At 65.1% G+C, this 20,317-nt stretch carries 23 protein-coding genes; 13 read left to right on the forward strand and 10 right to left on the reverse strand.

What is annotated here, in order from left to right:
- Window positions 1-13: 13 nt before the first annotated feature.
- Together ML401_RS30170 and ML401_RS30175 are read right to left on the reverse strand one after the other, a co-directional pair.
- Window positions 14-349, reverse strand: coding sequence for a chaperone NapD (locus ML401_RS30170; RefSeq protein WP_259216473.1), 336 nt, complete (start codon window positions 347-349; stop codon window positions 14-16).
- Window positions 342-689 carry a 4Fe-4S dicluster domain-containing protein gene (locus ML401_RS30175; protein WP_194404251.1) on the reverse strand — a complete coding sequence of 116 codons (348 nt, stop codon included), beginning with the start codon at window positions 687-689 and terminating at the stop codon, window positions 342-344. Before ML401_RS30175 ends, ML401_RS30170 begins: the two co-directional genes overlap by 8 nt.
- 404 nt (window positions 690-1,093) lie before the next feature.
- Between ML401_RS30175 and ML401_RS30180 the strand changes: the two genes are divergently transcribed.
- Complete coding sequence (locus ML401_RS30180; protein ID WP_212067350.1) at window positions 1,094-2,209, forward strand: ATP-dependent RecD-like DNA helicase; 1,116 nt, start codon at window positions 1,094-1,096, stop codon at window positions 2,207-2,209.
- Window positions 2,210-2,219: 10 nt separating this feature from the next.
- On the opposite strand, the gene ML401_RS30185 is transcribed toward ML401_RS30180, so the two are convergent.
- On the reverse strand, window positions 2,220-3,896 hold the full coding sequence (locus tag ML401_RS30185; protein ID WP_285807897.1) for a caspase family protein: 1,677 nt from the start codon (window positions 3,894-3,896) through the stop codon (window positions 2,220-2,222).
- Between the two features lie 258 nt (window positions 3,897-4,154).
- On the opposite strand from ML401_RS30185, the gene msrA reads away from it, so the two are divergent.
- From msrA to ML401_RS30205, 4 genes are all read left to right on the forward strand, one after another.
- Window positions 4,155-4,859 (forward strand): peptide-methionine (S)-S-oxide reductase MsrA, encoded by a 705-nt coding sequence (gene msrA, locus ML401_RS30190; protein WP_259216466.1) that lies wholly within the window; start codon window positions 4,155-4,157, stop codon window positions 4,857-4,859.
- A 30-nt stretch (window positions 4,860-4,889) separates the two neighbouring features.
- Entirely contained in the window at window positions 4,890-5,309 is a 420-nt protein-coding gene (gene msrB / locus ML401_RS30195) for a peptide-methionine (R)-S-oxide reductase MsrB (RefSeq protein ID WP_194404255.1), read from the forward strand.
- A 108-nt stretch (window positions 5,310-5,417) separates the two neighbouring features.
- Window positions 5,418-5,579, forward strand: coding sequence for a DUF3309 family protein (locus ML401_RS30200; protein WP_194404256.1), 162 nt, complete (start codon window positions 5,418-5,420; stop codon window positions 5,577-5,579).
- Between the two features lie 213 nt (window positions 5,580-5,792).
- Window positions 5,793-6,086 carry a hypothetical protein gene (locus ML401_RS30205; RefSeq protein ID WP_194404257.1) on the forward strand — a complete coding sequence of 98 codons (294 nt, stop codon included), beginning with the start codon at window positions 5,793-5,795 and terminating at the stop codon, window positions 6,084-6,086.
- Window positions 6,087-6,244: 158 nt separating this feature from the next.
- Here ML401_RS30205 and ML401_RS30210 read toward each other — a convergent pair whose 3' ends face one another.
- Both ML401_RS30210 and ML401_RS30215 read right to left on the reverse strand, forming a co-directional pair.
- Complete coding sequence (locus ML401_RS30210; RefSeq protein ID WP_194404258.1) at window positions 6,245-6,784, reverse strand: DUF4112 domain-containing protein; 540 nt, start codon at window positions 6,782-6,784, stop codon at window positions 6,245-6,247.
- A gap of 60 nt (window positions 6,785-6,844) precedes the next feature.
- Window positions 6,845-7,270 carry a DUF5413 family protein gene (locus tag ML401_RS30215; RefSeq protein WP_194404259.1) on the reverse strand — a complete coding sequence of 142 codons (426 nt, stop codon included), beginning with the start codon at window positions 7,268-7,270 and terminating at the stop codon, window positions 6,845-6,847.
- A gap of 142 nt (window positions 7,271-7,412) precedes the next feature.
- Here ML401_RS30215 and ML401_RS30220 point away from each other — a divergent pair, with 142 nt between their 5' ends.
- The 3 genes from ML401_RS30220 to ML401_RS30230 all read left to right on the forward strand — a co-directional run bounded on the left by ML401_RS30220 (window position 7,413) and on the right by ML401_RS30230 (window position 8,476).
- On the forward strand, window positions 7,413-7,655 hold the full coding sequence (locus ML401_RS30220; protein WP_194404260.1) for a hypothetical protein: 243 nt from the start codon (window positions 7,413-7,415) through the stop codon (window positions 7,653-7,655).
- 34 nt (window positions 7,656-7,689) lie between these two features.
- Window positions 7,690-7,914 carry a hypothetical protein gene (locus tag ML401_RS30225; RefSeq protein WP_285807898.1) on the forward strand — a complete coding sequence of 75 codons (225 nt, stop codon included), beginning with the start codon at window positions 7,690-7,692 and terminating at the stop codon, window positions 7,912-7,914.
- A gap of 265 nt (window positions 7,915-8,179) precedes the next feature.
- Window positions 8,180-8,476: a hypothetical protein gene (locus ML401_RS30230; protein WP_249131858.1), complete on the forward strand. Its 297-nt coding sequence runs from the start codon at window positions 8,180-8,182 to the stop codon at window positions 8,474-8,476.
- Between the two features lie 106 nt (window positions 8,477-8,582).
- On the opposite strand, the gene ML401_RS30235 is transcribed toward ML401_RS30230, so the two are convergent.
- Window positions 8,583-10,193 carry a hypothetical protein gene (locus ML401_RS30235; RefSeq protein ID WP_259216463.1) on the reverse strand — a complete coding sequence of 537 codons (1,611 nt, stop codon included), beginning with the start codon at window positions 10,191-10,193 and terminating at the stop codon, window positions 8,583-8,585.
- 37 nt (window positions 10,194-10,230) lie between these two features.
- Window positions 10,231-11,523, reverse strand: a complete 1,293-nt coding sequence (locus ML401_RS30240; RefSeq protein WP_194404263.1) for an adenylosuccinate synthase — start codon at window positions 11,521-11,523, stop codon at window positions 10,231-10,233.
- Window positions 11,524-11,890: 367 nt separating this feature from the next.
- Between ML401_RS30240 and ML401_RS30245 the strand changes: the two genes are divergently transcribed.
- A complete protein-coding gene (locus ML401_RS30245; protein ID WP_194404264.1) occupies window positions 11,891-12,823 on the forward strand; it encodes a DMT family transporter in 933 nt (310 codons plus the stop codon).
- Window positions 12,824-12,833: 10 nt separating this feature from the next.
- Here the strand turns inward: ML401_RS30245 and ML401_RS30250 are convergent, their stop codons facing one another.
- Both ML401_RS30250 and ML401_RS30255 read right to left on the reverse strand, forming a co-directional pair.
- Complete coding sequence (locus ML401_RS30250; protein WP_211416023.1) at window positions 12,834-13,052, reverse strand: DUF3551 domain-containing protein; 219 nt, start codon at window positions 13,050-13,052, stop codon at window positions 12,834-12,836.
- Between the two features lie 97 nt (window positions 13,053-13,149).
- The gene (locus ML401_RS30255) at window positions 13,150-13,539 is read right to left on the reverse strand and encodes a DUF1330 domain-containing protein (protein ID WP_211416600.1); all 390 of its coding nucleotides are present in this window, start codon (window positions 13,537-13,539) and stop codon (window positions 13,150-13,152) included.
- 105 nt (window positions 13,540-13,644) lie between these two features.
- Here ML401_RS30255 and ML401_RS30260 point away from each other — a divergent pair, with 105 nt between their 5' ends.
- Entirely contained in the window at window positions 13,645-14,580 is a 936-nt protein-coding gene (locus ML401_RS30260; RefSeq protein ID WP_259216462.1) for a DMT family transporter, read from the forward strand.
- Window positions 14,581-14,735: 155 nt separating this feature from the next.
- The gene (locus tag ML401_RS30265) at window positions 14,736-15,713 is read left to right on the forward strand and encodes a tripartite tricarboxylate transporter substrate binding protein (RefSeq protein WP_259216461.1); all 978 of its coding nucleotides are present in this window, start codon (window positions 14,736-14,738) and stop codon (window positions 15,711-15,713) included.
- Window positions 15,714-15,869: 156 nt separating this feature from the next.
- Here ML401_RS30265 and ML401_RS30270 read toward each other — a convergent pair whose 3' ends face one another.
- A complete protein-coding gene (locus ML401_RS30270; protein WP_211416021.1) occupies window positions 15,870-17,555 on the reverse strand; it encodes a methyl-accepting chemotaxis protein in 1,686 nt (561 codons plus the stop codon).
- A gap of 254 nt (window positions 17,556-17,809) precedes the next feature.
- On the opposite strand from ML401_RS30270, the gene ML401_RS30275 reads away from it, so the two are divergent.
- The gene (locus tag ML401_RS30275) at window positions 17,810-18,853 is read left to right on the forward strand and encodes a C-terminal binding protein (protein WP_194404268.1); all 1,044 of its coding nucleotides are present in this window, start codon (window positions 17,810-17,812) and stop codon (window positions 18,851-18,853) included.
- 84 nt (window positions 18,854-18,937) lie between these two features.
- Complete coding sequence (locus tag ML401_RS30280) at window positions 18,938-20,278, forward strand: ABC transporter substrate-binding protein (RefSeq protein ID WP_259216445.1); 1,341 nt, start codon at window positions 18,938-18,940, stop codon at window positions 20,276-20,278.
- The last annotated feature ends 39 nt before the right edge of the window (window positions 20,279-20,317 follow it).

Genomic DNA, 20,317 nt, shown 5'->3' on the forward strand with positions numbered 1-20,317 from the left:
GGCTCAACGAATCTCAAATTGCGGAAGCGCGCGCATGCGCGCCGGAATTCTGGCAGGCGCCGCCGCAGCACGCGGACGGCTCGGTCTCGACGGCGCTCTCGTCATCGGCCGTATCGAATGCGTGAAAGATCAGCGAGGCACTGACGACGCCGGGCAGGCGATGCATGGCGGCGATCTGGTCGATCGCCAGCGAGGCCGGCGTGTCGATCACGGTCAGCGCGAGCCGGCTTTCGCCGGATGCAGCCTCCAGCTCGACGCCGGGCAGCGCCAGGATCCGGTCCGTCAGATCGCGCTCCGCATTCGGTGCGAGATAGACGGCAACACCGCAGATGTTGGTGGCTTCAGCCATTGTGCACGACCAGGTTTGCAAGTTCGGATACGAGCGCGATGCGGTCCCGCGGCGCGAGCGCGATGGCTTCGACCGGGCAGACCGGGATGCAGTCGCCGCAGCCGGTGCAGGCCGCAGCATCGATCACCGCGCCCAGCTTCTCGCGCGCGAGAATGCGGATGGCGGAATGCTCACAGGCTTCGACGCAACGGCGACAGACCACGCCATGTCTTTCGACGCAGGCGCTCGCGCTGGAGACCGTCGCCACCTGTTCGGGGCGCGTCTCTTCCAGCTGCGGCGCAAGTGCGTCGCGGCCGGATGCGAACGGCAGAACGGCAGAAAACAGCGAGCGTCGTGACATTGGTCTCGGCATATCCGAATCCCCACGGGCAGCCCCGTGTTCAGGAATTTTCCAGGAGAATGCGCCCCATCGGGCACACCTCGGTCGACGCCATTGTCACCGCTGCGGACCATAGGTTCGTGCTGTCCAGATCGCATTGCGCTAGATCAAGGGCGCATCGTCATTGCGCGCAACGAACGATTAACCCGCGCGTCCATTGCGGTGTGAAATTGCGCCAATCGATCAGGGCGTTTACCCGGCTTTCATGTTTGAGCCGACGAAGCCGGTTCACGCGCCGAGAAGGCACGACCAGAAAGCGCTGCCGGCCTCGATTCTCGGGGCCGCATCCGCCTTGAAAGGACGGGTCGAATGGTTACCTTGGAGAGCGGCGAATCGCCGCGCGTCGCCCCTTTCTCAAGACAACAATGCCAAGCTTCACCCCGCATCAAGATGCCGCGCTCAAGGCCGTCGGCGACTGGCTCAAGGCCAAGCCCGGCCGTAACGGCACGCCGCCGGTGTTCCGCCTGTTCGGCTTCGCCGGGACCGGCAAGACGACGCTGGCCCGGCACATCGCGGAAGGCGTCGATGGCGAGGTGAAATTCGCTGCCTTCACCGGCAAGGCCGCCCTCGTCATGCGCAACAAGGGCTGCGACGACGCCTCCACCATCCACTCGCTGATCTATCGCGCCCGCGAATCCGGCGAGGAGCAGCCGAGCTTCGAGCTGTGGGACGACGCGCCGGCTTCGAAGGCGAAGCTGATCGTGATCGACGAATGCTCGATGGTCGACGCCGAATTGGGGCGCGACCTGATGTCGTTCGACTGCCCGCTGCTGGTTCTGGGCGATCCCGCGCAGCTGCCGCCGATCCAGGGCGGCGGCTTCTTCACCAACACCGAACCCGATGCGATGCTGACCGAGGTGCACCGCCAGGCGCAGGACGATCCGATCGTGCGGATGTCGATGGACGTCCGCGAAGGCCGCGAGCTCGACATCGGCCGCTACGGCGAAAGCGAGGTGGTCTCGCGCAAGGAGCTCGATCCTGACCGGGTCATGGGTGCGGACCAGGTCCTGGTCGGCCGCAACAACACCCGCCGCGCCTACAACATGCGGGTGCGGCAGCGCCAGAACATCGAGGACGCCTTTCCGGTCGCCGGCGACAAGCTGGTGTGCCTGCGCAACAACCGCAAGAAGGGCCTGTTCAACGGCGGTCTGTGGCGGGTGAAGTCGCGCAACACCTCGCGCTCGAAGTCCCGCATTCTCTCGATGCGGCTGTCGCCGGACGAGGATTTCGGCCACAAGGTGACCAAGGTCTCGGTGCGCGCCGATTGCTTCGAGGGCGGCATCGAGCAGATCGCCTGGGAGCAGCGCAAGCCGTACGACGAGTTCGACTACGGCTACGTGCTCACCGTGCACAAGTCGCAGGGCTCGCAATGGGACGACGTCGTGCTGTTCGACGAGAGCTTTGCGTTCCAGGATTCGCGGGCGCGGTGGCTATACACGGGCATCACGCGGGCGGCGAAACGATTGAGTATCGTGGTGTAAAGCCACTGCGTCATTTCCCCGCCACGAAGTAAAAATCCTCGCGTCCCGGCGGCGAGCCGTAGGTGAAGGGCTGCTGCTCGTGCTTGGTCGCGGCCCAGACGTCGTCGCGGATGATGTCGAACAGCTTTCTGATCTCGACGCGGGGCTGCTTGATCTCGCGGGCCAGCGCGGTGGCGAACGGGCTGTTGGCGGCACCGTCGCCGTCCATCGCGGTCTCGCCGTGCTTGGCGGCGTAGACAACCATGAAGCCGGCACCGGGCTCGATGTTGGAAAAGCCCTTGTCGACCAGCTTCAGCGACAGCGTGCGCTGCATGGTCGGCGCGAACGGATTGTCGCGGCAGGCGTCGAGAACCACCAGGCGCATCTTTCGCGCGGCGCCGACCGCGGCGATGACCTGTTCGAGGGCGACCGCCTGCGCCTCGGCGTCCTTGTCGGCGGCAAGCTTGGCGTCGACGGGAACGAGATAGTTCACCCCGCCGATCTCGAAGCCGTGGCCGGCGTAATAGACCACGGCCCAGTCGGCCTTCTCCGCTTCCTCCGCGAAGGCCTTCAACGCGTCGAAGAACTTGTCGCGGGTGAGGTCACTGACGGACATCACTGTCTGGAAGCCGACGTCGCGCAGCACGCTCGCGATCAGCTTGGAATCGCGCGGCGGATTGGGCAAAGCATGGACGTTCTTGTAGGCGCCGTTGCCGATCACCAGCGCGACGCGGCGGCCGGTGGGTGCGCTCCCCGGCGTCAGCGCGGCGAGCCGCTCCTGCGCGATGGCGCGGGCGCGCGCAACTTCGGTGTCGTCGAACTTCGTCAGCGAATAGGCCGCGGCGCGATAGTCGGCGCGGGCTTGCGCCAGGTCCTTCCGGCGCTCGTAGATCTGGCCGCGGCCGGAATGGGCGCGCACATTGTTCGGGTTGATCTGGAGGGCCGCGTTGTAGTCCTTCAGGGCGGCATCGAAGTCGCCCTTCATCATGCTGACATCGGCGCGATTGTTGATCACGAACACGTTCGTCGGCTGCTTCTCGATCAGGCGGTTGCAGTCGGCAAAGGCCTGATCGAACTGCCTCATCATGCCGTAGGTGACGCAGCGGTTGCCGGCGATTTGCGGGGCGGCCGGGTCGATCTTCTCGGCCTCGGCGAAGTCGGCGATCGCGCCGTCGAAATCCTTGAGCAGCGTCCGCGCGCGGGCGCGGTTGGTCCAGGCCAGCAGGAATTTCGGCGTGTATTTGATCGACAGGCTGAAATCGTCGATCGCGCTTTGCAGCGCGCCGCGGCGTGCGTGAATGACGCCGCGGTTGTTGTAGGGAACGCCATAGGCCGGGCGCTTCTGAAGCGCGAGGTTGTAGTCCGCCATGGCGAGGTCGTCCTGGCCCTTGCGCTCATAAGCGAGGCCGCGCAGGTTGAGGGCGATGACGTAGTCCGGGTCGAGATCGAGCGCGATGGACAGGGTCTCGATCGCGTGGTCGTAGTCGCGCTTGTTGAGCTGCGTGGTGCCGCGCACGGAGAGAGCGATCGCCTTGTCCTTGCCACTGACCTTGTCGGCCTTCAGCAGATTTTCGCAGGCGCTCGCGCGGGCCTGGGCTTCCGCCTGGCGGTCACGGCAGATGGTGAGGTCGTCGGCCTGCGGGTCGGCCGCCGCGCCCGGCACGCCGGCGGCCAGGAGGACGAGGGTCAGGGAAACGACGCGCAGCATGGTGTCAGGCCTGCTCCAGCCAGCAAAGTCTTCTTGAGTCGATGATCGATCGCCCGGGTTCATCTAACGCGGAGTTCCCGGCCTCGCCAAGGTCGCGCTGGCCCCCCCCCCGCGCGGCTCACGTCACGGAGTCGTGTCCGTCCCGTCGTAACAATCGGCGGCTGCGTCCGTACCTCGGATGATGCGAAAGGGGCCGGACAACTGTTCGTCCGGCCCCGAGCGTCCTAGACTGTCAGACCTTCCGAAAGAGGATCCGCCATGCGCCGACCTGCCCTCGCCTCCCTGCTGGCCGCAACCACCGCCCTCTCGCTCACCTTTGCGGCGCCGTCCCGGGCCGCCGAGGAGGCGGTCGTGATTCCCGCCCCCGCCATGGATGCAGCCCCCGCGAGCGGGATCCAGACCGCCGTGGTCGCTGGCGGCTGCTTCTGGGGCGTGCAGGGCGTCTTCCAGCACACCGCAGGCGTCGTCAACGCGGTCTCCGGCTATGCCGGCGGCACCAAGGCCACCGCCGACTACCAGACCGTCTCGAGCGGCCGGACCGGCCATGCCGAATCGGTCGAGATCAAGTACGACCCGAAGAAGATCTCCTACGGCAAGATCCTCCAGATCTACTTCTCGGTGGTGCACGACCCGACCCAGCTCAACCGCCAGGGTCCCGACGTCGGCCCGCAATATCGCTCGGCCGTCTTCACCACCTCGGACGAGCAGAAGAAGGTGGCGGAGGCCTATATCGCCCAGCTCAACGGCGCCAAGGTCTTCAGCAAGCCGATCGTGACCAAGGTCGGCGCGCTGGAGGCGTTCTACCCGGCGGAGGCCTACCACCAGGACTATCTGACCCTGCACCCGAACCAGCCCTACATCGCCTATAACGACCTGCCCAAGGTCGAGAACCTGAAAAAGCTGTTCGCGGATAACTACATTGAAAAACCGACGCTGGTCAGTACCAGCAAGGCCACCAACTGATCGCAAGATCACTTCAAGAACGGGAGACCCATGCCCGACACCAAGACGAAGACCACCGACGACAAGGTCATCAAGAGCGAAGAGCAGTGGCGGCGCGAATTGTCGCCGATGCAGTATGCGGTGCTGCGCGAGAAGGCGACCGAGCGTCCCTTCTCGGGCGAATATGAGCACGACCACCGCGCCGGCACCTATGTCTGCGCCGGTTGCGGCAATGTGCTGTTCGAGTCAGACGCCAAGTTCGATTCCGGCTGCGGCTGGCCGAGTTTCACCGCGCCTGCCGTCGAGAGCCATATCGACGAGGAGCGGGATGCCAGCCACGGCATGATCCGCACTGAGGTGCTCTGCTCCAAATGCAGCGGCCATCTCGGCCATGTCTTCCCCGACGGCCCGGGGCCCACCGGCCTGCGCTACTGCATCAATTCGGCGGCGCTGAAGCTGGAGCCGAAATAATCGGCCTGTGCAGTCGGGTTCCTTCATGGAACCCGACCGCCCGATGTGCTTTTCTTCTCTGGCGGTGCGGCCGATCATCGCATCTTGGCGGCCGCCAGGGAGGAAGCCATGCTCGGAACCATCCTAATCATCCTGGTGATCATTTATCTGCTCGGGGGCCTGTCCGGCCGCATGGGCGGTTATGGCTATGGCCTCGGCCATTCCGGCATGGGGATCGGGGGCGTCGTGCTCGTGGTGCTGGTCGTCCTGCTGCTTCTTGGAAAATTGTAAATCATATAAAATATTGAAATTGCTACATTTATTGCGGCTGCGGGGCTGCCATGCGTGGATTCATCATCTCCCATCGCAGGGGTCGCATTTTTGTCAAAACGGCCTATATTAGAGGGCGAAAATGGCATGTGCGGCGGGCCCGCTCGATTGCGGCCCTGCCCTCCCAAACCCCACGCGCTTAAAGCCCCAGAGAAGATCACGAGGTCTTTGACCATGCGTCCACTGCGTCCGTTCAACTTCAACACCTCCGCCGAACTCTTCCCCGCCGCGATCCGCAAGAAGAAGCGTGCGGGCTTCACCTATCGCCGGTTCGGCACCGCGGCCGAAGCCGTGCAGTTCGCGATGGAGCAGTTGCCGACGGATTCGCTGAACGGCGCCTATCTCCAGGTCGAGGAAGCGCGCTTCGACCAGAACGGCATCCGCTCGCTCTATGAGAGCGAAGCCTTCCCGCTGCCCCGCCGCCCCAAGCCGGCGCAGACGGCAGAGACCGACGCCGACGCGGCGTAAGTTTTCGCAAGCCTCCGATGTGCGCAGAAGGCGCGACGGCCGAAAGGTTGTCGCGCTTTTTGCGTTTTTGAACGCGGCGTTTCCGCAGCCGTCATGGCCAGGGACAAGCCCGGGCATGCCGACCATTCGGGCATGTTCGATTGCGGAGAACGACGCTCTTAAATCCGCGGCTGCTTGTCGAGCCAGCGGCGGAGCAGACGCACGTTGCGCATGTTGGCGCGGAACATGACGTCGAAAGCGTCGCCCGCGAACGGCACCATGCCGACCACGCCATCGAGCGCGACGTTGCCGAGCATGCGCGCGGTGAGGTACCAGGGCGCGCCCAGCGCGCGGGCCTCGCGCACCAGCCACAGCGAGATCGCCGTGGTGATGATGTCGCCGACCACGGGGATCAGACCGATCAGGCCATCGATGCCGTAGCGGATGTTGGTGCCGGGCAGGATGAAGGCGACGTCGAGCAGCTTTGCAATCGCCTCAAGCCGCGCGATCCGTTGCTCGCGCGTCAGATTGCCGAATGGATTGCCTTGCCCGAGATCGAAGCGAAACTCGCGAAATCCCTGCTCAAGCGTTTCGGGGCGGATCTCATGGCCCTCCTGGTCGATGATCGGGCCGCGCGCGGCCTTGCCTGAGGTCGCATGCGAACCGCTCCCTGAACGGGACCTGCGCGGAGCGATGATATCGTCGTCGGACATGGTCATGGCCTTCAAGAACGCACCGGCGCGGCGGAAGTTGCTGCGCCGCGCCCGAACGTCGCGCGCTCAGGTCGGCGCCGCCACCGCCTGCGGCTCCTTGATGTATCTATGCACGAGCCAGGACGAAATCACCGCCGGTACAAACCCGACGAGGCCGTACAGGATGAACTGCACCGCACCCGAATCCGGCCCGCGCGAGCTGTAGGTGAGCGAGGCCAGCACGAACGCGAACAGGCCGACCAGCAGCATCCGCAAGCCCGGGCCGATCCGCCTGATATGGACCAGGATGTCGTCGACCGCGCCGATCATCAGCGAGGGCAGGACGCCGAACAGGTAGCTGTATTGCAGGGTCTTGAAGAACACCGCGAACAGCTTGCCGACCTCGCCGAGACTGGTCTGGGCCCAATAGCCGGACTGATACGTCGTCGTCAGCAGCAGCAGGAACCCGCCGACGAACGGGCCGACCAGCGCAAACACCAGATAACGTTTCATCAAACCCTCACACTTGTCCCGTGATTATAGCAGCGCCACGGGAACCTTGAATAGCGGGGCGGGCTCTGCCTTTGGGGGAACAAGTGACAAGGCGACGAGTTCAGACAGGACCTGAATCATCCCTGGCAGACTGGAGCCGCCGATGGCCCGCAAATTTCTACTGGCGACAATCACGCTGGCGGCCCTGAGCGGCCTGCCGAACGCATCTGCTCTCGCGCAAGGCCACATGGGCTCGCCGCAGGAGCAGCAGGCCTGCTCGCGGGACGCATCGCGCTTCTGTCGCAAGGACCTCGGCAATGACGGCGCGGTGCAGGGCTGCCTGCAGGCCAACCGGGCCAAGCTGTCGAAGTCGTGCAGCAAGGTCTTTCAGAGCCACGGCATGTGAGGACCCCAGTCCCCGGCGAACGGAGAGTGAAGCCATGTTGCGCGACGAACAGCTCTCGATCCTGCGGGACATCAGCCAGTCCGTTGCCTTCGCCGACGACCGGCAAGGCAAGATGGGGCAATTGATCGCCGATGGCTATGTGATGAAGGACGGTGACCTGTTCGAGCTCACCGCCAAAGGCGTCACCGCCGTCGAGGAACACGCTGCCGCGCTTGGTGAGAGCGACGTGGAACAAGCGGCGCGTCCTCCCATCGGCTGATCCGATCGCGCGCGCACGCCTTCTGCGTGACGTTCACGCAACAACTGCAATTTCATTCATGCCGACCATTGCGGTCGCGCGGCAATGGCGCATACTTCGCTCGGGCGGCGCAGCACTTTTCGATTCGAACAATCAAGAGATCGAGCGACCACATGCGGGACCAGAGTTCCCGGCGTGAAGGCTGTGACATGCGGCAAATCAAGTCGCGTGCGGCGCCCCAAAAACCAAGTGGCTCAAGCCCAGGGATATCGGGGACCCATTCTGCATGACACGCACTCAGACCATCGCTTCGCTGTTGAAGACCACCGCTTCGCTGTTGGCCGTCGCAACCACCGCCATCGCGCTCCAGACCTCACCCGGCCTCGCCTTTTCGTCCGAAGCGCAGCAGATGTGCACGGGCGATGCGATGCGGCTGTGCTCCAGTGAAATCCCTGATATCCCGCGGGTCAGAGCCTGCATGGTGCGGAACAAGGCGCAGGTCAGCCCCGGCTGCCGCGCCGTGATGGACCGCGAAGCGGCTGCCGGCACCGCATCGCGCAAGCGGGAAGCGGCGGCGCAGTAGCTGCACTCGTCATTCCGGGGCGACGCGTCAGCGTCGAGCCCGGAATCCATCGTGCTGCACGGTATTCGTGGAAATGGATTCTCAGGTGCGCAATTGCGCACCTGACCTAATCGCCCCACTGCGCGAAGGCGTCGTTGAAGGCGCGCTCGCCGGGGGCGCCCTTCTCGATGGCGATGATGGCGCGGCGCTGGTTGGCGTAGACCAGCGGCACGTCGAACCACGAGCGCTCCTTCAGGAGCTGGACGTTGCGGGCGCGGTCGGCATCGACGTTGGACAGGCCGACCAGGAAGAAGCCGTCGGTCACCTTCACCGCGAGGCCTGCGAGCGGCGTGCCGCGCGCCTGCTCGTTCGACTTCATCAGGATGCCCGGCACGTTGGAGACGCTGCCGCCCGGAAAGTCCGGCGGCAGGATGAAGGTCAGCTCCGCCGTGTGGCTCGCCGGCAGCGAGGAATCGGTGTTACGGCGGAACGACATCGTCATCTTGAACTTGCGATCGGGAATCTCGATGTCGGCGCGCACGGCGACGTCGGCCTTCTGGGCGCCCGAGGCCTTGATCGGCTCCAGCCGCCACACCACCGAGCCGACATATTGCTTGCCCTTCGGATCGGACGGATCCTCGTCGTAGAGCACGACCTTCTGCGCCACCGGCGCGACCGGCTGGTCGCTGGCCGAAGGCTGACCGACCCGATCGGGGATCTTCGGCTTGCTCTGCGGCTGCGCGGGATTGTTCGGCGCCTCCACCACCTGGGTCGGCGAGGACTTGATCAGGTTGGTCGCGATCTGGAGCAGCGGCTTGCCCCAGAGGATGCCAGCACCGACCAGGATCAGCACGATGCCGACGGCGATCGCGCTCTTGAACGGGAAGGCGGAGCCGGTGCGCACGCGCTTCTTGGCGTCGCGCTCGGGCGCGATGCGCGGACGCGGCGAAGGCGGTTGCGGCGCGTAGCGCTCCGCCTCCTCGACCGACTCGTCGTAGGAATAGGGTGCGTCCTGCTCGCCGGCGCGGTTTTCCAGGCTCGGCTCGAGCCGGTCGAATTCCGGCGAGGGCGAAGGCACGTTGGCGTAGGTACGGCGCGCGGCGCGGCTGGCCTGCGCGGCCGCGCCGCCGAGATCATTGGCATCGGCCGTGATGTCACGGAAGCCGCGCACGCCCGGTGCCGGCGGCAGCGATGGCGGAGGTCCCATATCAGGAGGACGGCGCCCACCGGCGCGATCGCGTCCGGCCGCCGGCGGCTCCGGCATCGGTGGCGGCGCAGACGGTGCCGGTTGGCGCGAAGCGTCAAAGCGGGGCGCGCGCGGCGGACGCTGGGTATCGCCCTGGTCGTCGACATTGAAGGACGGACGGTCGGCCCGTGGCGGCGGCGGAGCCGGACGCGCCCGCGGTTGGGACGGCGCGGCTGCAGCCGCATTGCCTTCGGTGGCTCTTGTACTGGCGCGGCGAAACGCATCGCCGCTGCCGCCGCTGCGCCCGCCGCCACCGGGGCGCGAGGCCTCGCGGGCGCGCTGGGCCGCCTCCGATTCGACCTTGCGGACGGCCTCCTCCAGCGACAACCTCTCGCGGGTGATCTCGGATTCGGAGAGCGGCGGCTGCACGCTGCGCAACTGCGCGATCAGGGCCGTGCGCGCCCGCTCATAAAGCGCGCGACGGCTCTCGCCGGGAGCGTTGGGGTCCAGGGCGGCAATAGCGCGGGCGATCAGCGGATAGTAATCAGCCATTTCAACTCAACTATACCCGCGTCCTAGTAAGAGATCGTTAAGCCTCAAACGGGTTTTGCACCAGGATAGTATCCTCGCGTTCGGGGCTGGTGGAAAGCAATGCGACCGGGCACCCCACCAATTCCTCGATCCGCCGGACATATTTGATGGCCTGGGCCGGCAGGTCGGCCCAGGACCGCGCACTGGCGGTCGGCTCCTTCCAGCCCTCGATGGTCTCGTAGATCGGCTCGACCCGGGCCTGGGCGCCCTCGCCGGCCGGGAAATGGTCGATCTCCTTGCCGTCGAGCTTATAGCCGGTGCAAACCTCGATCGTGTCGAAGCCGTCGAGGATGTCGAGTTTTGTGAGCGCCAGCCCGTTGATGCCGCAAGTCCGGACGGCCTGGCGGACCAGCACCGCGTCGAACCACCCGCAGCGGCGGGGACGGCCGGTGTTGGTGCCGAACTCTCGGCCACGCTCGCCGATCTTGCGGCCGGTCTCATTGTCCTGCTCGGTCGGGAACGGGCCCTGGCCGACGCGGGTCGTGTAGGCCTTGCACAGGCCGAGCACGTAGCCGACCGCGCCCGGCCCGAGGCCGGCACCGGTCGCGGCCTGCGCCGCCACCGTGTTGGACGAGGTGACGTACGGATAGGTGCCGTGGTCGACGTCGAGCAGCGCGCCTTGCGCGCCCTCGAACAGCATGCGCTTGCCTTCGCGGCGCTTGATGTCGAGCAGCCGCCACACGGTCTCGGCATAAGGAAGAAGCTGAGGCGCCAGCCCGGTCAGTTCCTTCAGGATATCCTTGCCGTCGAACTCCGGCAGGTTGAGGCCGCGGCGCAGCGCATTGTGGTGGGCCAGCAGCCGGTCGATCTTGTGCGGGAGCGTGTCGAGGTCGGCGAGGTCCATCAGGCGGATGGCGCGGCGGCCGACCTTGTCCTCATAGGCCGGGCCGATGCCGCGGCGGGTGGTGCCGATCGCCGTCGCCGCATTGGCGGATTCGCGGTGCGCATCGAGCTCGCGGTGCAGCGGCAGGATCAGGGTGACGTTCTCCGCCACGCGCAGATTGTCCGGAGAGACCGCGACGCCCTGCGAGCGCAACTTGGTGACCTCGTCGAGGAAGGCGGCGGGATCGAACACCACGCCATTGCCGATCACCGACAGCTTGCCTTCGCGCAGCACGCCGGAGGGCAGCAGCGCAAGCTTGTAAGTCTTGCCGTTGATCACCAGCGTATGGCCGGCGTTATGACCGCCTTGGAAGCGGACGACGATGTCCGCCTGCTCCGACAACCAGTCGACGATCTTGCCCTTCCCCTCGTCGCCCCACTGGGCGCCGACGACGACAACATTGGCCATTCGCGGGTAATCCTTCGAAGATTTTAGATGCGCCAGCCCAGCTGACGGCCGGGAAGCCGTTCGCACGCAAGGCAGCCAACCGGATAAAGGAAGCGGCCGCTCTAGGCAAGCAAGAACGGGGGTTTTTCGGGGCTCAAGAGGCAGTTTAAGCCTTTGATATCCCCGGAAAATCCAGAAACGTTCCAGGGCGGCTCGGCAGGCTTCGACCAAAGCGTGAGACCGATTTGACCCGCTGCATGGTCGCGATGCGTCCGCCCCCCGTTGATGCAGCCCCGATTTCCGTGTCTTTGGGTATCGCCGGCCGATCAGCCGGCCCGGATCCCGCCGGGCCGGAAGCCCCGGTGCACGCGGGGCCATATCAATCACAATGTCCGCCACCGGTCAGACCACGAGCGCGGAAACATCCGGTCCGAGCTGGATCACCAACCAGCCATACCTGCTGCTGAGCATCACTGCACTGTGCTGGGCCGGCAACGCCATCGTCGGGCGGCTCGCCGCCGGCCACATCCCGCCGGTCACCCTATCGTTCCTGCGCTGGTTCTTCGCCTTCCTGCTGGTGCTGCCGTTCGCCTGGAAGCATCTCGCCCAAGACTGGCCCGCGATCCGCAGCAAGCTCGGCCTGATGGTCACGCTCTCGATCACCGGCATCGGCGCCTTCAACACGCTGCAATATTGGGCGCTGGAGCATACCCAGGCCCTCAACACGCTGTTGCTGCAATCAGCTGCGCCCCTGGTCGTGGCGCTGTGGTCGCTGGCCATCCTCGGCATCCGCCTCACCGCGGGGCAGGCGTTCGGCGTGCTGCTGTCGATGTGCGGCGTGCTCACGATCCTGCTGCATGGCGATTTCACCACGCTGTCGAACATCGAATTCAACAAGGGCGACCTCATCTTCATCGTCGCGCTCGTCATCTTCGCGCTCTACTCGGTGCTGACCCTGAAGCGGCCGCCAATGCATGGCCTGTCGTTCCTCGCCTTCACCTTCGGGGTCGGCGCGGCCTGCCTCATTCCGCTGGAGATATGGGAATTGTCCGCGCGTCCCGTGATGAAGCTCGACGGGCCGAACCTCCTGACGCTGTTCTACGTCGCGGTGTTCCCTTCGACGCTCGCCTATCTGTGCTTCAATCGCGGCGTGCGCCTGATCGGCGCCAACCGCGCCGCGCCGTTCTTCCACGTCGTGCCGGTGTTCGGCTCGATCATGGCGATGGCGTTCCTGGGCGAACACCCGCAGGTGTTTCACTTCGTCGGATTTGCGCTGGTGCTGTCGGGCGTGTTCGTGGCGTCACGGAAGCAGGCGAGCTGACGCCTCAATACTAGACCTTTTTTCTGTGCGCGTATTTCGGATTGATGCCGCAGGAGGCACGCGTGCCGGACGCCGTGACCCGGCACTGCTCATAAGTATTGAAGCTGCAATTTCCCGGATAGCCCCATTGATCCCCCTGTAGGCAATAGCGCGCCGCATGGGCCGGGGTGGTCCCCGCGGCGCACGACAGGACAAGGGCGGACAGACTGACCAGGGCAAGACGATGCATGGGATTCTCCGATGGCGCGCGGGAGGCCGACCCCGATTCCTTGCTGGCAAGCGGTGACGGACCATTGATCAAGATCAAGGCCGCGAGCCGGGCGGGGTCAGCCGGCGCTGAACTTGCTGTAGGCCTCGCGCGTCGCGATGATGACGTGCTCGGCGCAGCCGTTGACGCGATGCGGATCGGCTTCACGCTCGTAGGCTTGCGACGTCATCATGTCGAGAAAGGCCGCAACGGACGGGTAATAGACCAGCGCGACGAAATCCCAGTCATGGCCCGCGTGCGGTCCTAGCGCGACAGCCTTGGCCTCGCCGGTCCAGAGCAAGGTGCCGCCGCGGGCCTTGATCATCGGCACCGTGACGGCGCTGTAGCGCAAATAGGCGTCCCAGCCGGACCCGTCACCGTCGCGCGAGCGCGCGTGGAAACGCATCAGGTTCAGCATCACCACCGGCGCCTGCGGATCGAGCTGCTCCAGGCCCTCGACGTTCAACATATTAACCGCCAATGGCACCTCCTCGGGGTTTGCCTGCATTGTAGCATTGCGGCCCTGTGACTTGTGCCCCAACGCCAATCCGGCGCAAGCTCCCGTCCAACGCCAATGACGATCGTTTCGCCCGCGCCAAAGGCCACCAATCCGGCCAGTTGGCTCAACAACCAGCCTTATCTGCTGCTCAGCCTGAGCTCGCTGTTCTGGGCGGGCAACATCGTGCTCGCACGTCATGTCGGCGCGCATGTGCCGCCGCTGACGGTGACCACGATCCGCTGGTTCGGCGTATTTCTGATCCTGCTGCCGTTCGCCTGGCCGCACCTGAAGCGGGACTGGCCGGCCTTGCGGCGCAGCCTGCCCTTGATGCTGTTCCTGTCGCTGGTCGGCTTCGCCTTCAACAACGCGATCTCGTACTGGGCGATGCAGTATACGGAGGCGCTGAACGCCCTGCTGATCCAGTCGGCAGGTCCCCTGTTCGTGGCGCTGTGGTCGCTGGTGCTGTTCGGCGTGCGGCTGACAGGTGCGCAATTCGCCGGCATCGCGATCTCGCTTCTCGGCGTGCTGATCATCATCCTGCGCGGCGATCTCGCCGCGCTCGCGAGCATCAGCTTCAACAGGGGCGACATCATGTTCGCCTCCTCGCTGGTGGCGTTCGGGATCTACTCCGCCTTCATCCCGCGCCGGCCGAAGATCCATCAGCTGTCCTTCCTGTCCTTCACCACCTGCTGTGGCGCGACGATGCTGCTGCCGACAGCGGTCTGGGAGGCGGCAAGCGGCCGCGTCCTGCAGCTCGACGGGATGACGCTGGCGACGCTGGGCTACATCCTGATCTTTCCGTCGACGCTGGCCTACCTCTTCTTCAACCGCGGGGTGGCGCTGATCGGGCCGAACCGGGCGGCCCCGTTCTTCCATCTGGTGCCGGTGTTCGGCTCGGCGATGGCGATCCTGCTGCTCGGCGAGAAACTCCAGCCGTTTCACTTGACCGGCTACGTGCTGGTGCTCGCCGGCGTCGTGATCGCCTCGCGCCAGGGTTCGGCCGTGAAATAATTCCGCGCGGCGGACACACGACGGGTGTCGGGCAGCGCATCGCTGAAGAAGCGCTGCGCTGCGTCCGGGACACGAGACCGAGTCAACTCGCGCCTTTTGATTTCTGTCCAGACAAGATAGGTTCCCCGCCAACCAAAAAGAGGGAACGTCTCAAGATGATTTCAGGGCTGATTCGAAACCTGCGCGCCGTCGCCACGGCCGCATTGTGTGTTGCCGCCGCATCCGCTGCCCAAGCCGACAATTATCCCAGCCGCAATATCACGCTGGTCTTGCCGTTCGCGGCCGGCAGCGGCACGGACACGACGACGCGGCTGATCTCGCAGCATCTGTCGCAGGCGCTCAGCGTCGGCATCGTGATCGAGAACAAGGCGGGCGCCAACGGCATGCTCGCCGCAAGCTATGTCGCGAAGGCCGCCCCCGACGGCTACACGCTGCTGGTGACCACCAACACCACGCATTCGGCCAATCCCTATCTGCTCAAGACCCTCACATATGATCCCGTCAAGGACTTCACGCCGATCGCGCGCACGGGCGACCTGCCCTTCATGCTGGTCGTCAATCCGGAGGTGCCGGCCAAGACCGTCGGCGAGCTCGTCGCCTATGGCAAGGCCAATCCGGGCAAGCTGAGCTACGCCTCGGGATCATCCTCGGCGATCGTGTCGGGCGCGACCTTTGCGCACAATGCCGGGCTCGACCTCTTGCACGTGCCCTACAAGAGCTCGCCGCCGGCGCTCAACGACGTCATGGGCGGCCGCGTCTCGATGATGTTCGTCGACATCCTGACCGGCCTTCCGCACGTCAACGGCAACGCGCTGCGCGCGCTCGCCGTCACCACCAAGGAGCGCTCGCCGCTGGTGCCGCACCTGCCCTCGATGCAAGAGGCCGGCGTGCCCGATTTCGACATCACCTCGTGGCAAGGCTATTTCGGTCCGGCCGGCATGCCCAAGGAGATCGTGACGCGGCTCAACGCCGAGATCAGGAAGATCGTCGAGAAGCCGGAAATCAAGGCCCAGCTCGCCACGCTCGGCATGGACGCATTTTCCGGCACGCCGGAAGATCTCGGCAAGTTCGTCAACGAGCAGTTGGTGCTGTGGGAGAAGCTGATCACCAACGCGAAGATCGAGAAGCAGTAGGAGCGCTTGCGCGCGCTGCGCTCTCCGCATTCTCCGTCATGGCCGGGCTTGTCCCGGCCATCCACGTCCAACGGCGTGTTCGGTGTCCAAGAACGCGGATGCCCGGGACAAGCCCGGGCATGACGTCGTAGTTGATGGTAACGCTCGAGCGCCGGCTTACGCCGCGCGCACCTTGGCGAGGAAGCTGTCGACGGCGCTGCGCAGCGCGCCGGACTGGTTGTCCAGCTCGCGGGCGTTGGTCAGCACATCGCCTGCCGCCGTGCCGGTCGCTTCCGCGGCCGAGGTAACGCTGCCGATATGAGCGTTGATCTCGCTCGATCCGGCCGCGACCGACTGGATGTTGCGGGCGATCTCGCGGGTGGCCTCGCCCTGCTGCTCGATCGAGGCGGAAATGCCTGCCGTGATCTCGCTCATCTCTGCGATCGTCTGCGTGATGCCGCCGATCGCCGCCACCGCATCGCTGGTCGAGGTCTGCATCGCCGCAACCTGGGCGGAGATTTCCTCGGTGGCCTTGGCGGTCTGGTTGGCGAGCGCCTTGACCTCGGAGGCGACCACGGCGAAGCCGCGGCCGGACTCGCCAGCGCGGGCCGCCTCGATGGTGGCGTTGAGCGCGAGCAGATTGGTCTGCGCCGCGATCGAGTGGATCAGCTTGACCACCTCACCGATCTTCTCGGCACCGGTGGAGAGCTCCTGCACCGTGGCATTGGTGCGCTCGGCGTCGCTGACGGCGCGGCTCGCCACTTCCGTCGAGCGCGTGACCTGGCGGGAGATTTCCGCAACCGAGCTCGACAGCTCTTCGGCGGCCGCCGCGACCGTGCCGACATTGCCGGAAGCCTTTTGCGAGGCCGCACCGACCGTTGCCGCGCGCGACGAGGCGTCGCTGGCGGTCGCGGTCATCGACTGCGCCGTGGTCTGCATGCCGGCCGCGGCCGAAGAGACCGAGCGGACGATTCCGTTGACGCTGCGTTCGAAGTCGTTGGCGATCCCCTCCATCGCGCTGCGACGTTCCGCCGCGACGCGTTCCTTGGCATCGGCTTCGGTCTTCTCGAGGTCGCGGATGCGGACGGCATTGTCCTTGAAGATCTGGACGGTGGCTGCCATCGCGCCGACCTCGTCGCCACGACCGACGCCAGGAATATCGCCATCGAGCTTGCCGTCGGCGAGGTCCTTCATGCGGGCGCCGAGCAGCGCCAAAGGACGGCTGATGCCGCGGCCGATCAACCAGGCGACGCCGCCGGCGACGATGACGATGCCAAGCATGGCGAGGCCGAGCATCCAGTAGACCGGGCCCATCTTGGCGTCGATGTCATCGAGATAGGCGCCGGTGCCGAGATACATCTCGAGCTCGGGAACGGCTACCGCGTAGCCCATCTTCCGGATCAAGCCTTCCTGACCCGGCTTTGCGTATTCGTATGTCAGCAGGATCGAACCGTTGGCTTTCGCGCCGTTCATCAGCTCCCAGGACAGCTTGCGGCCGTTGGTCACGACCTCCATGCGGTTGGTACCGATCTGCTTGGGGTCCGGCGCCAACTGGGTGATGCCGTCGTAGGACGTACCGAACAGGTAGCCGGCGCCCTTGTCATAGGTCATCGCATTGCCGTAGCGGCGAAGGTCAGCCATAGCAGCGTCCTTCGTCATCTCGCCAGCATCGACGCGCTTCTTCAGCGCCACGGCGTAATTGCGTCCCATCTCGACGATGGCCTTAGCCTGCTCGATGCGCGCATTCACCATCTCGCGCTTCATCAAATAGCCGGCGAGGACGCCGGAGATGCAAAGGCCAAACAAGGTGACGCCGACAAGGATGCCGAGCTTCGGGGCGATCTTCAGATTGCTCAACTTCACCGTGGGCTCCTCGAATGGTGCGGACGCACCGCAGACCTCTTTGATTTGAATCAACCTTTAGTGGGACACCCCTTAGCAAGTTACTTACGTGCCTCCGTAGAAGCCCGGACGCAGCCGCGAAAAACGGCGATTTATCTGCAGGCCGACAACCGGGAATTGTACGTCATCACACCGATTTCGCGTAAAAGACGCAAAGGCCCGCCCGCGGAGACGGGTCACAACAAGAACCGACAAACCAAATCGGGAGTGAGACAATGCCGAAATACAGGGTGGTGACGCCGAAGGGCGCGAGCTTCACGGTCGCTGGCAGCGACTATTCCTACGAGCGCGAAGCGCTCGATCCGATCGATGCCGAGATCGTCGAGGCCCCCGCCGACGAGGCCGGGTTCATCGCCGCCGCGAAGAATGCCGACGCCATCTATGCCAAGGGCATCCCCATCACCAAGTCGATCATCGACAGCTTGGAGACTTGCAAGGTCATCACGCTCGGCTCGGTCGGCGTCGACAGCGTCGACGTCAAGGCCGCCACGGCCCGTGGAATCCCGGTGACCAACATCCCCGACACCTTCATCGAGGAAGTTGCTGACCACGCCATGATGCTGCTGCTTGCCGGCTTCCGCCGCCTGGTCGAGCAGGACCGCATGGTGCGCGATGGCCGCTGGGCCGAGGGCCGACCGGCGCTGCTCAAGGTTCCCAGATTGATGGGCCAGACGCTCGGCTTCGTCTCGTTCGGCCGCGTCGCGCGTGCGGTTGCGAAGCGTGCGGCGCCGTTCGGCCTGCGCATGATGGCCTACGATCCCTTCATCCAGGAAACGCTGATGTACGATCACGGCGTGATCCCGGCGACGCTGAACGAGGTGCTGTCGCAATCCGACTTCGTCTCGATGCATGCTCCGGCAAGGCCCGAGGTGCATCACATGCTGACCGAGAAGCATTTTCGGCAGATGAAGAAAGGCTCGATCTTCATCAACACCGGGCGCGGCGCCACTGTGGACGAGGAGAGCCTGATCAAGGCGCTGCAGGAGGGCTGGATCGCGCACGCCGCCCTCGACGTGCTGGAAAAGGAGCCGCCCTCGCACAACAATCCCCTGCTCGGCATGGAGAACGTGACGCTGACGGCCCACGTCGCCTCTGCCTCGGCACGGTTTGACGAGGCGCGCAAGCGCCGGGTGGGCTACGAATTGTCACTGGTGCTGCAGGGCATGTGGCCGGTAAGCTGCGTCAATCCGTCGGTGCTGCAGACCACCTCGCTCCGCCGCTGGCAACCCGTCAGCATGGATCGCGGGCCGAACAGCTAGGCGGCCGGCGCAAAGGCGCCTACGACTGAAACGACCCTTCACCGGCGATCAACGCCGGGAGGGGAACATCATAGGGAGGTACTGATGAGGAACGACATCACACGTCGTGATGCCTTGGCGCTGGGCCTATCCGCTGCAACGCTCGCGGCCACCGGTGCTGCAGCGCAAACATCCACGATCAAGGCCGCCGACGTGGCGGCGCCCAAGCGCGAGATCGAGAAGGGCGCATCCTTGCGCATGCTGCGCCCGGTGCGTTTCGTCCAGGCCGACGAGGATGTGTTCCGCGCCAATGCGGCGAAGTTCACCAAGGAGACCGGCGTCGAGGTCAAGGTCGACTTCGTCGGCTGGGAGGACATCAACCAGCAGACCGCGGTCACCTCGAACTCCGGCGCGGGCCCCGACATCATCATCGGCTTCTCCGACGCTCCCCACATCTACGTCGACAAGCTGATCGAGCTGACCGACGTCGCCGACTATGTTGGCAAGCGCTATGGCGGCTGGCTGCCGCTGGCGCAGCGCTATGGCAAGAAGAACAAGAGCGACGCCTGGATCGGCTTGCCGTTCGGCGCCACCGCGGGGCCCCTGATCTACCGCAAGTCGGTCCTGCAATCGGTCGGCTTTGACAAGGTGCCGGAAGACCATGCCGGAATCCTCGACCTCTGCCGCAAGCTGCACAAGGCCGGCAAGCCGGCCGGCTTCGCACTCGGCAATGCCAAGGGCGACGGCAACGGCTTCGCCAACTGGGCGCTGTGGTCGCACAACGCGTCCCTGCTCGACGAGGAAGGCAATGTCGTCATCAACAGCAAGGAGACGATCGCCGCGCTGAACTGGGTCAAGGAGATCTACCCCACCTTCATCGCGGGCACGCCATCGTGGAACGACGTCAGTAACAATCGCGCCTATTCCTCGCAGGAGATCTCGCTGACCGCCAACGGCGTTTCGCTGTACTTCTCGCTGAAGAACGACCCGGCGACCAAGGCAATCGCCGAGGACAGCGAGCACCAGCTGCTGCCCAAAGGCCTCGCCAAGGTCTCTCCGATGGCCGGCCTGACGCTGAACGCCATGGTGTTCAAGCACAGTCCCTACCCCAACGCCGCCAAGGCCTTCCTGCAATACATGCTGGAAAAGGACCAGTACGAGCCGTGGCTCAACGCCAATTCCGGCTACTGGTCGCAGCCGCTGGCCGCCTATGCCGAGGCCGCCGTGTGGTCGCAGGATCCCAAGGTGAAGCTGTTCAAGGACACGATGAACAGCACCTATTATGACGGCTACAAGGGGCCGATCTCGACGGCGACCGGCGCCGTCAGCGCCGACTACGTGCTGATCCAGATGTGCGCGTCTGTCGCCACCGGCGCGGCCACGCCGGAGGCCGCGGCCGCCGAAGCCGAGCAGCGCTGCAAGCGGTACTTCCGGCGGCAGAAGTAGCGCCGGATAAAAGCGTCGTCATTGCGAGCGCAGCGAAGC

Source organism: Bradyrhizobium sp. 62B (genome assembly GCF_030272265.2).
Classification (GTDB): domain Bacteria; phylum Pseudomonadota; class Alphaproteobacteria; order Rhizobiales; family Xanthobacteraceae; genus Bradyrhizobium.

Bases quoted from the DNA above. Each gene is read 5' to 3' on its own strand.
- ML401_RS30240 (WP_194404263.1), bottom strand. From the start codon at position 11,523: ATGGCCAATGTTGTCGTCGTCGGCGCCCAGTGGGGCGACGAGGGGAAG.
- ML401_RS30230 (WP_249131858.1), top strand. From the start codon at position 8,180: ATGACACGCACTCAGACCATCGCTTCGCTGTTGAAGACCACCGCTTCG.
- ML401_RS30185 (WP_285807897.1), bottom strand. From the start codon at position 3,896: ATGCTGCGCGTCGTTTCCCTGACCCTCGTCCTCCTGGCCGCCGGCGTG.
- ML401_RS30225 (WP_285807898.1), top strand. From the start codon at position 7,690: ATGTTGCGCGACGAACAGCTCTCGATCCTGCGGGACATCAGCCAGTCC.
- ML401_RS30245 (WP_194404264.1), top strand. From the start codon at position 11,891: ATGTCCGCCACCGGTCAGACCACGAGCGCGGAAACATCCGGTCCGAGC.
- ML401_RS30265 (WP_259216461.1), top strand. From the start codon at position 14,736: ATGATTTCAGGGCTGATTCGAAACCTGCGCGCCGTCGCCACGGCCGCA.
- ML401_RS30205 (WP_194404257.1), top strand. From the start codon at position 5,793: ATGCGTCCACTGCGTCCGTTCAACTTCAACACCTCCGCCGAACTCTTC.
- ML401_RS30175 (WP_194404251.1), bottom strand. From the start codon at position 689: ATGTCACGACGCTCGCTGTTTTCTGCCGTTCTGCCGTTCGCATCCGGC.
- ML401_RS30260 (WP_259216462.1), top strand. From the start codon at position 13,645: ATGACGATCGTTTCGCCCGCGCCAAAGGCCACCAATCCGGCCAGTTGG.
- ML401_RS30275 (WP_194404268.1), top strand. From the start codon at position 17,810: ATGCCGAAATACAGGGTGGTGACGCCGAAGGGCGCGAGCTTCACGGTC.
- ML401_RS30280 (WP_259216445.1), top strand. From the start codon at position 18,938: ATGAGGAACGACATCACACGTCGTGATGCCTTGGCGCTGGGCCTATCC.
- msrB (WP_194404255.1), top strand. From the start codon at position 4,890: ATGCCCGACACCAAGACGAAGACCACCGACGACAAGGTCATCAAGAGC.
- ML401_RS30250 (WP_211416023.1), bottom strand. From the start codon at position 13,052: ATGCATCGTCTTGCCCTGGTCAGTCTGTCCGCCCTTGTCCTGTCGTGC.
- ML401_RS30220 (WP_194404260.1), top strand. From the start codon at position 7,413: ATGGCCCGCAAATTTCTACTGGCGACAATCACGCTGGCGGCCCTGAGC.
- ML401_RS30170 (WP_259216473.1), bottom strand. From the start codon at position 349: ATGGCTGAAGCCACCAACATCTGCGGTGTTGCCGTCTATCTCGCACCG.
- ML401_RS30200 (WP_194404256.1), top strand. From the start codon at position 5,418: ATGCTCGGAACCATCCTAATCATCCTGGTGATCATTTATCTGCTCGGG.
- ML401_RS30180 (WP_212067350.1), top strand. From the start codon at position 1,094: ATGCCAAGCTTCACCCCGCATCAAGATGCCGCGCTCAAGGCCGTCGGC.
- ML401_RS30255 (WP_211416600.1), bottom strand. From the start codon at position 13,539: ATGTTGAACGTCGAGGGCCTGGAGCAGCTCGATCCGCAGGCGCCGGTG.
- ML401_RS30210 (WP_194404258.1), bottom strand. From the start codon at position 6,784: ATGACCATGTCCGACGACGATATCATCGCTCCGCGCAGGTCCCGTTCA.
- ML401_RS30235 (WP_259216463.1), bottom strand. From the start codon at position 10,193: ATGGCTGATTACTATCCGCTGATCGCCCGCGCTATTGCCGCCCTGGAC.
- ML401_RS30215 (WP_194404259.1), bottom strand. From the start codon at position 7,270: ATGAAACGTTATCTGGTGTTTGCGCTGGTCGGCCCGTTCGTCGGCGGG.
- msrA (WP_259216466.1), top strand. From the start codon at position 4,155: ATGCGCCGACCTGCCCTCGCCTCCCTGCTGGCCGCAACCACCGCCCTC.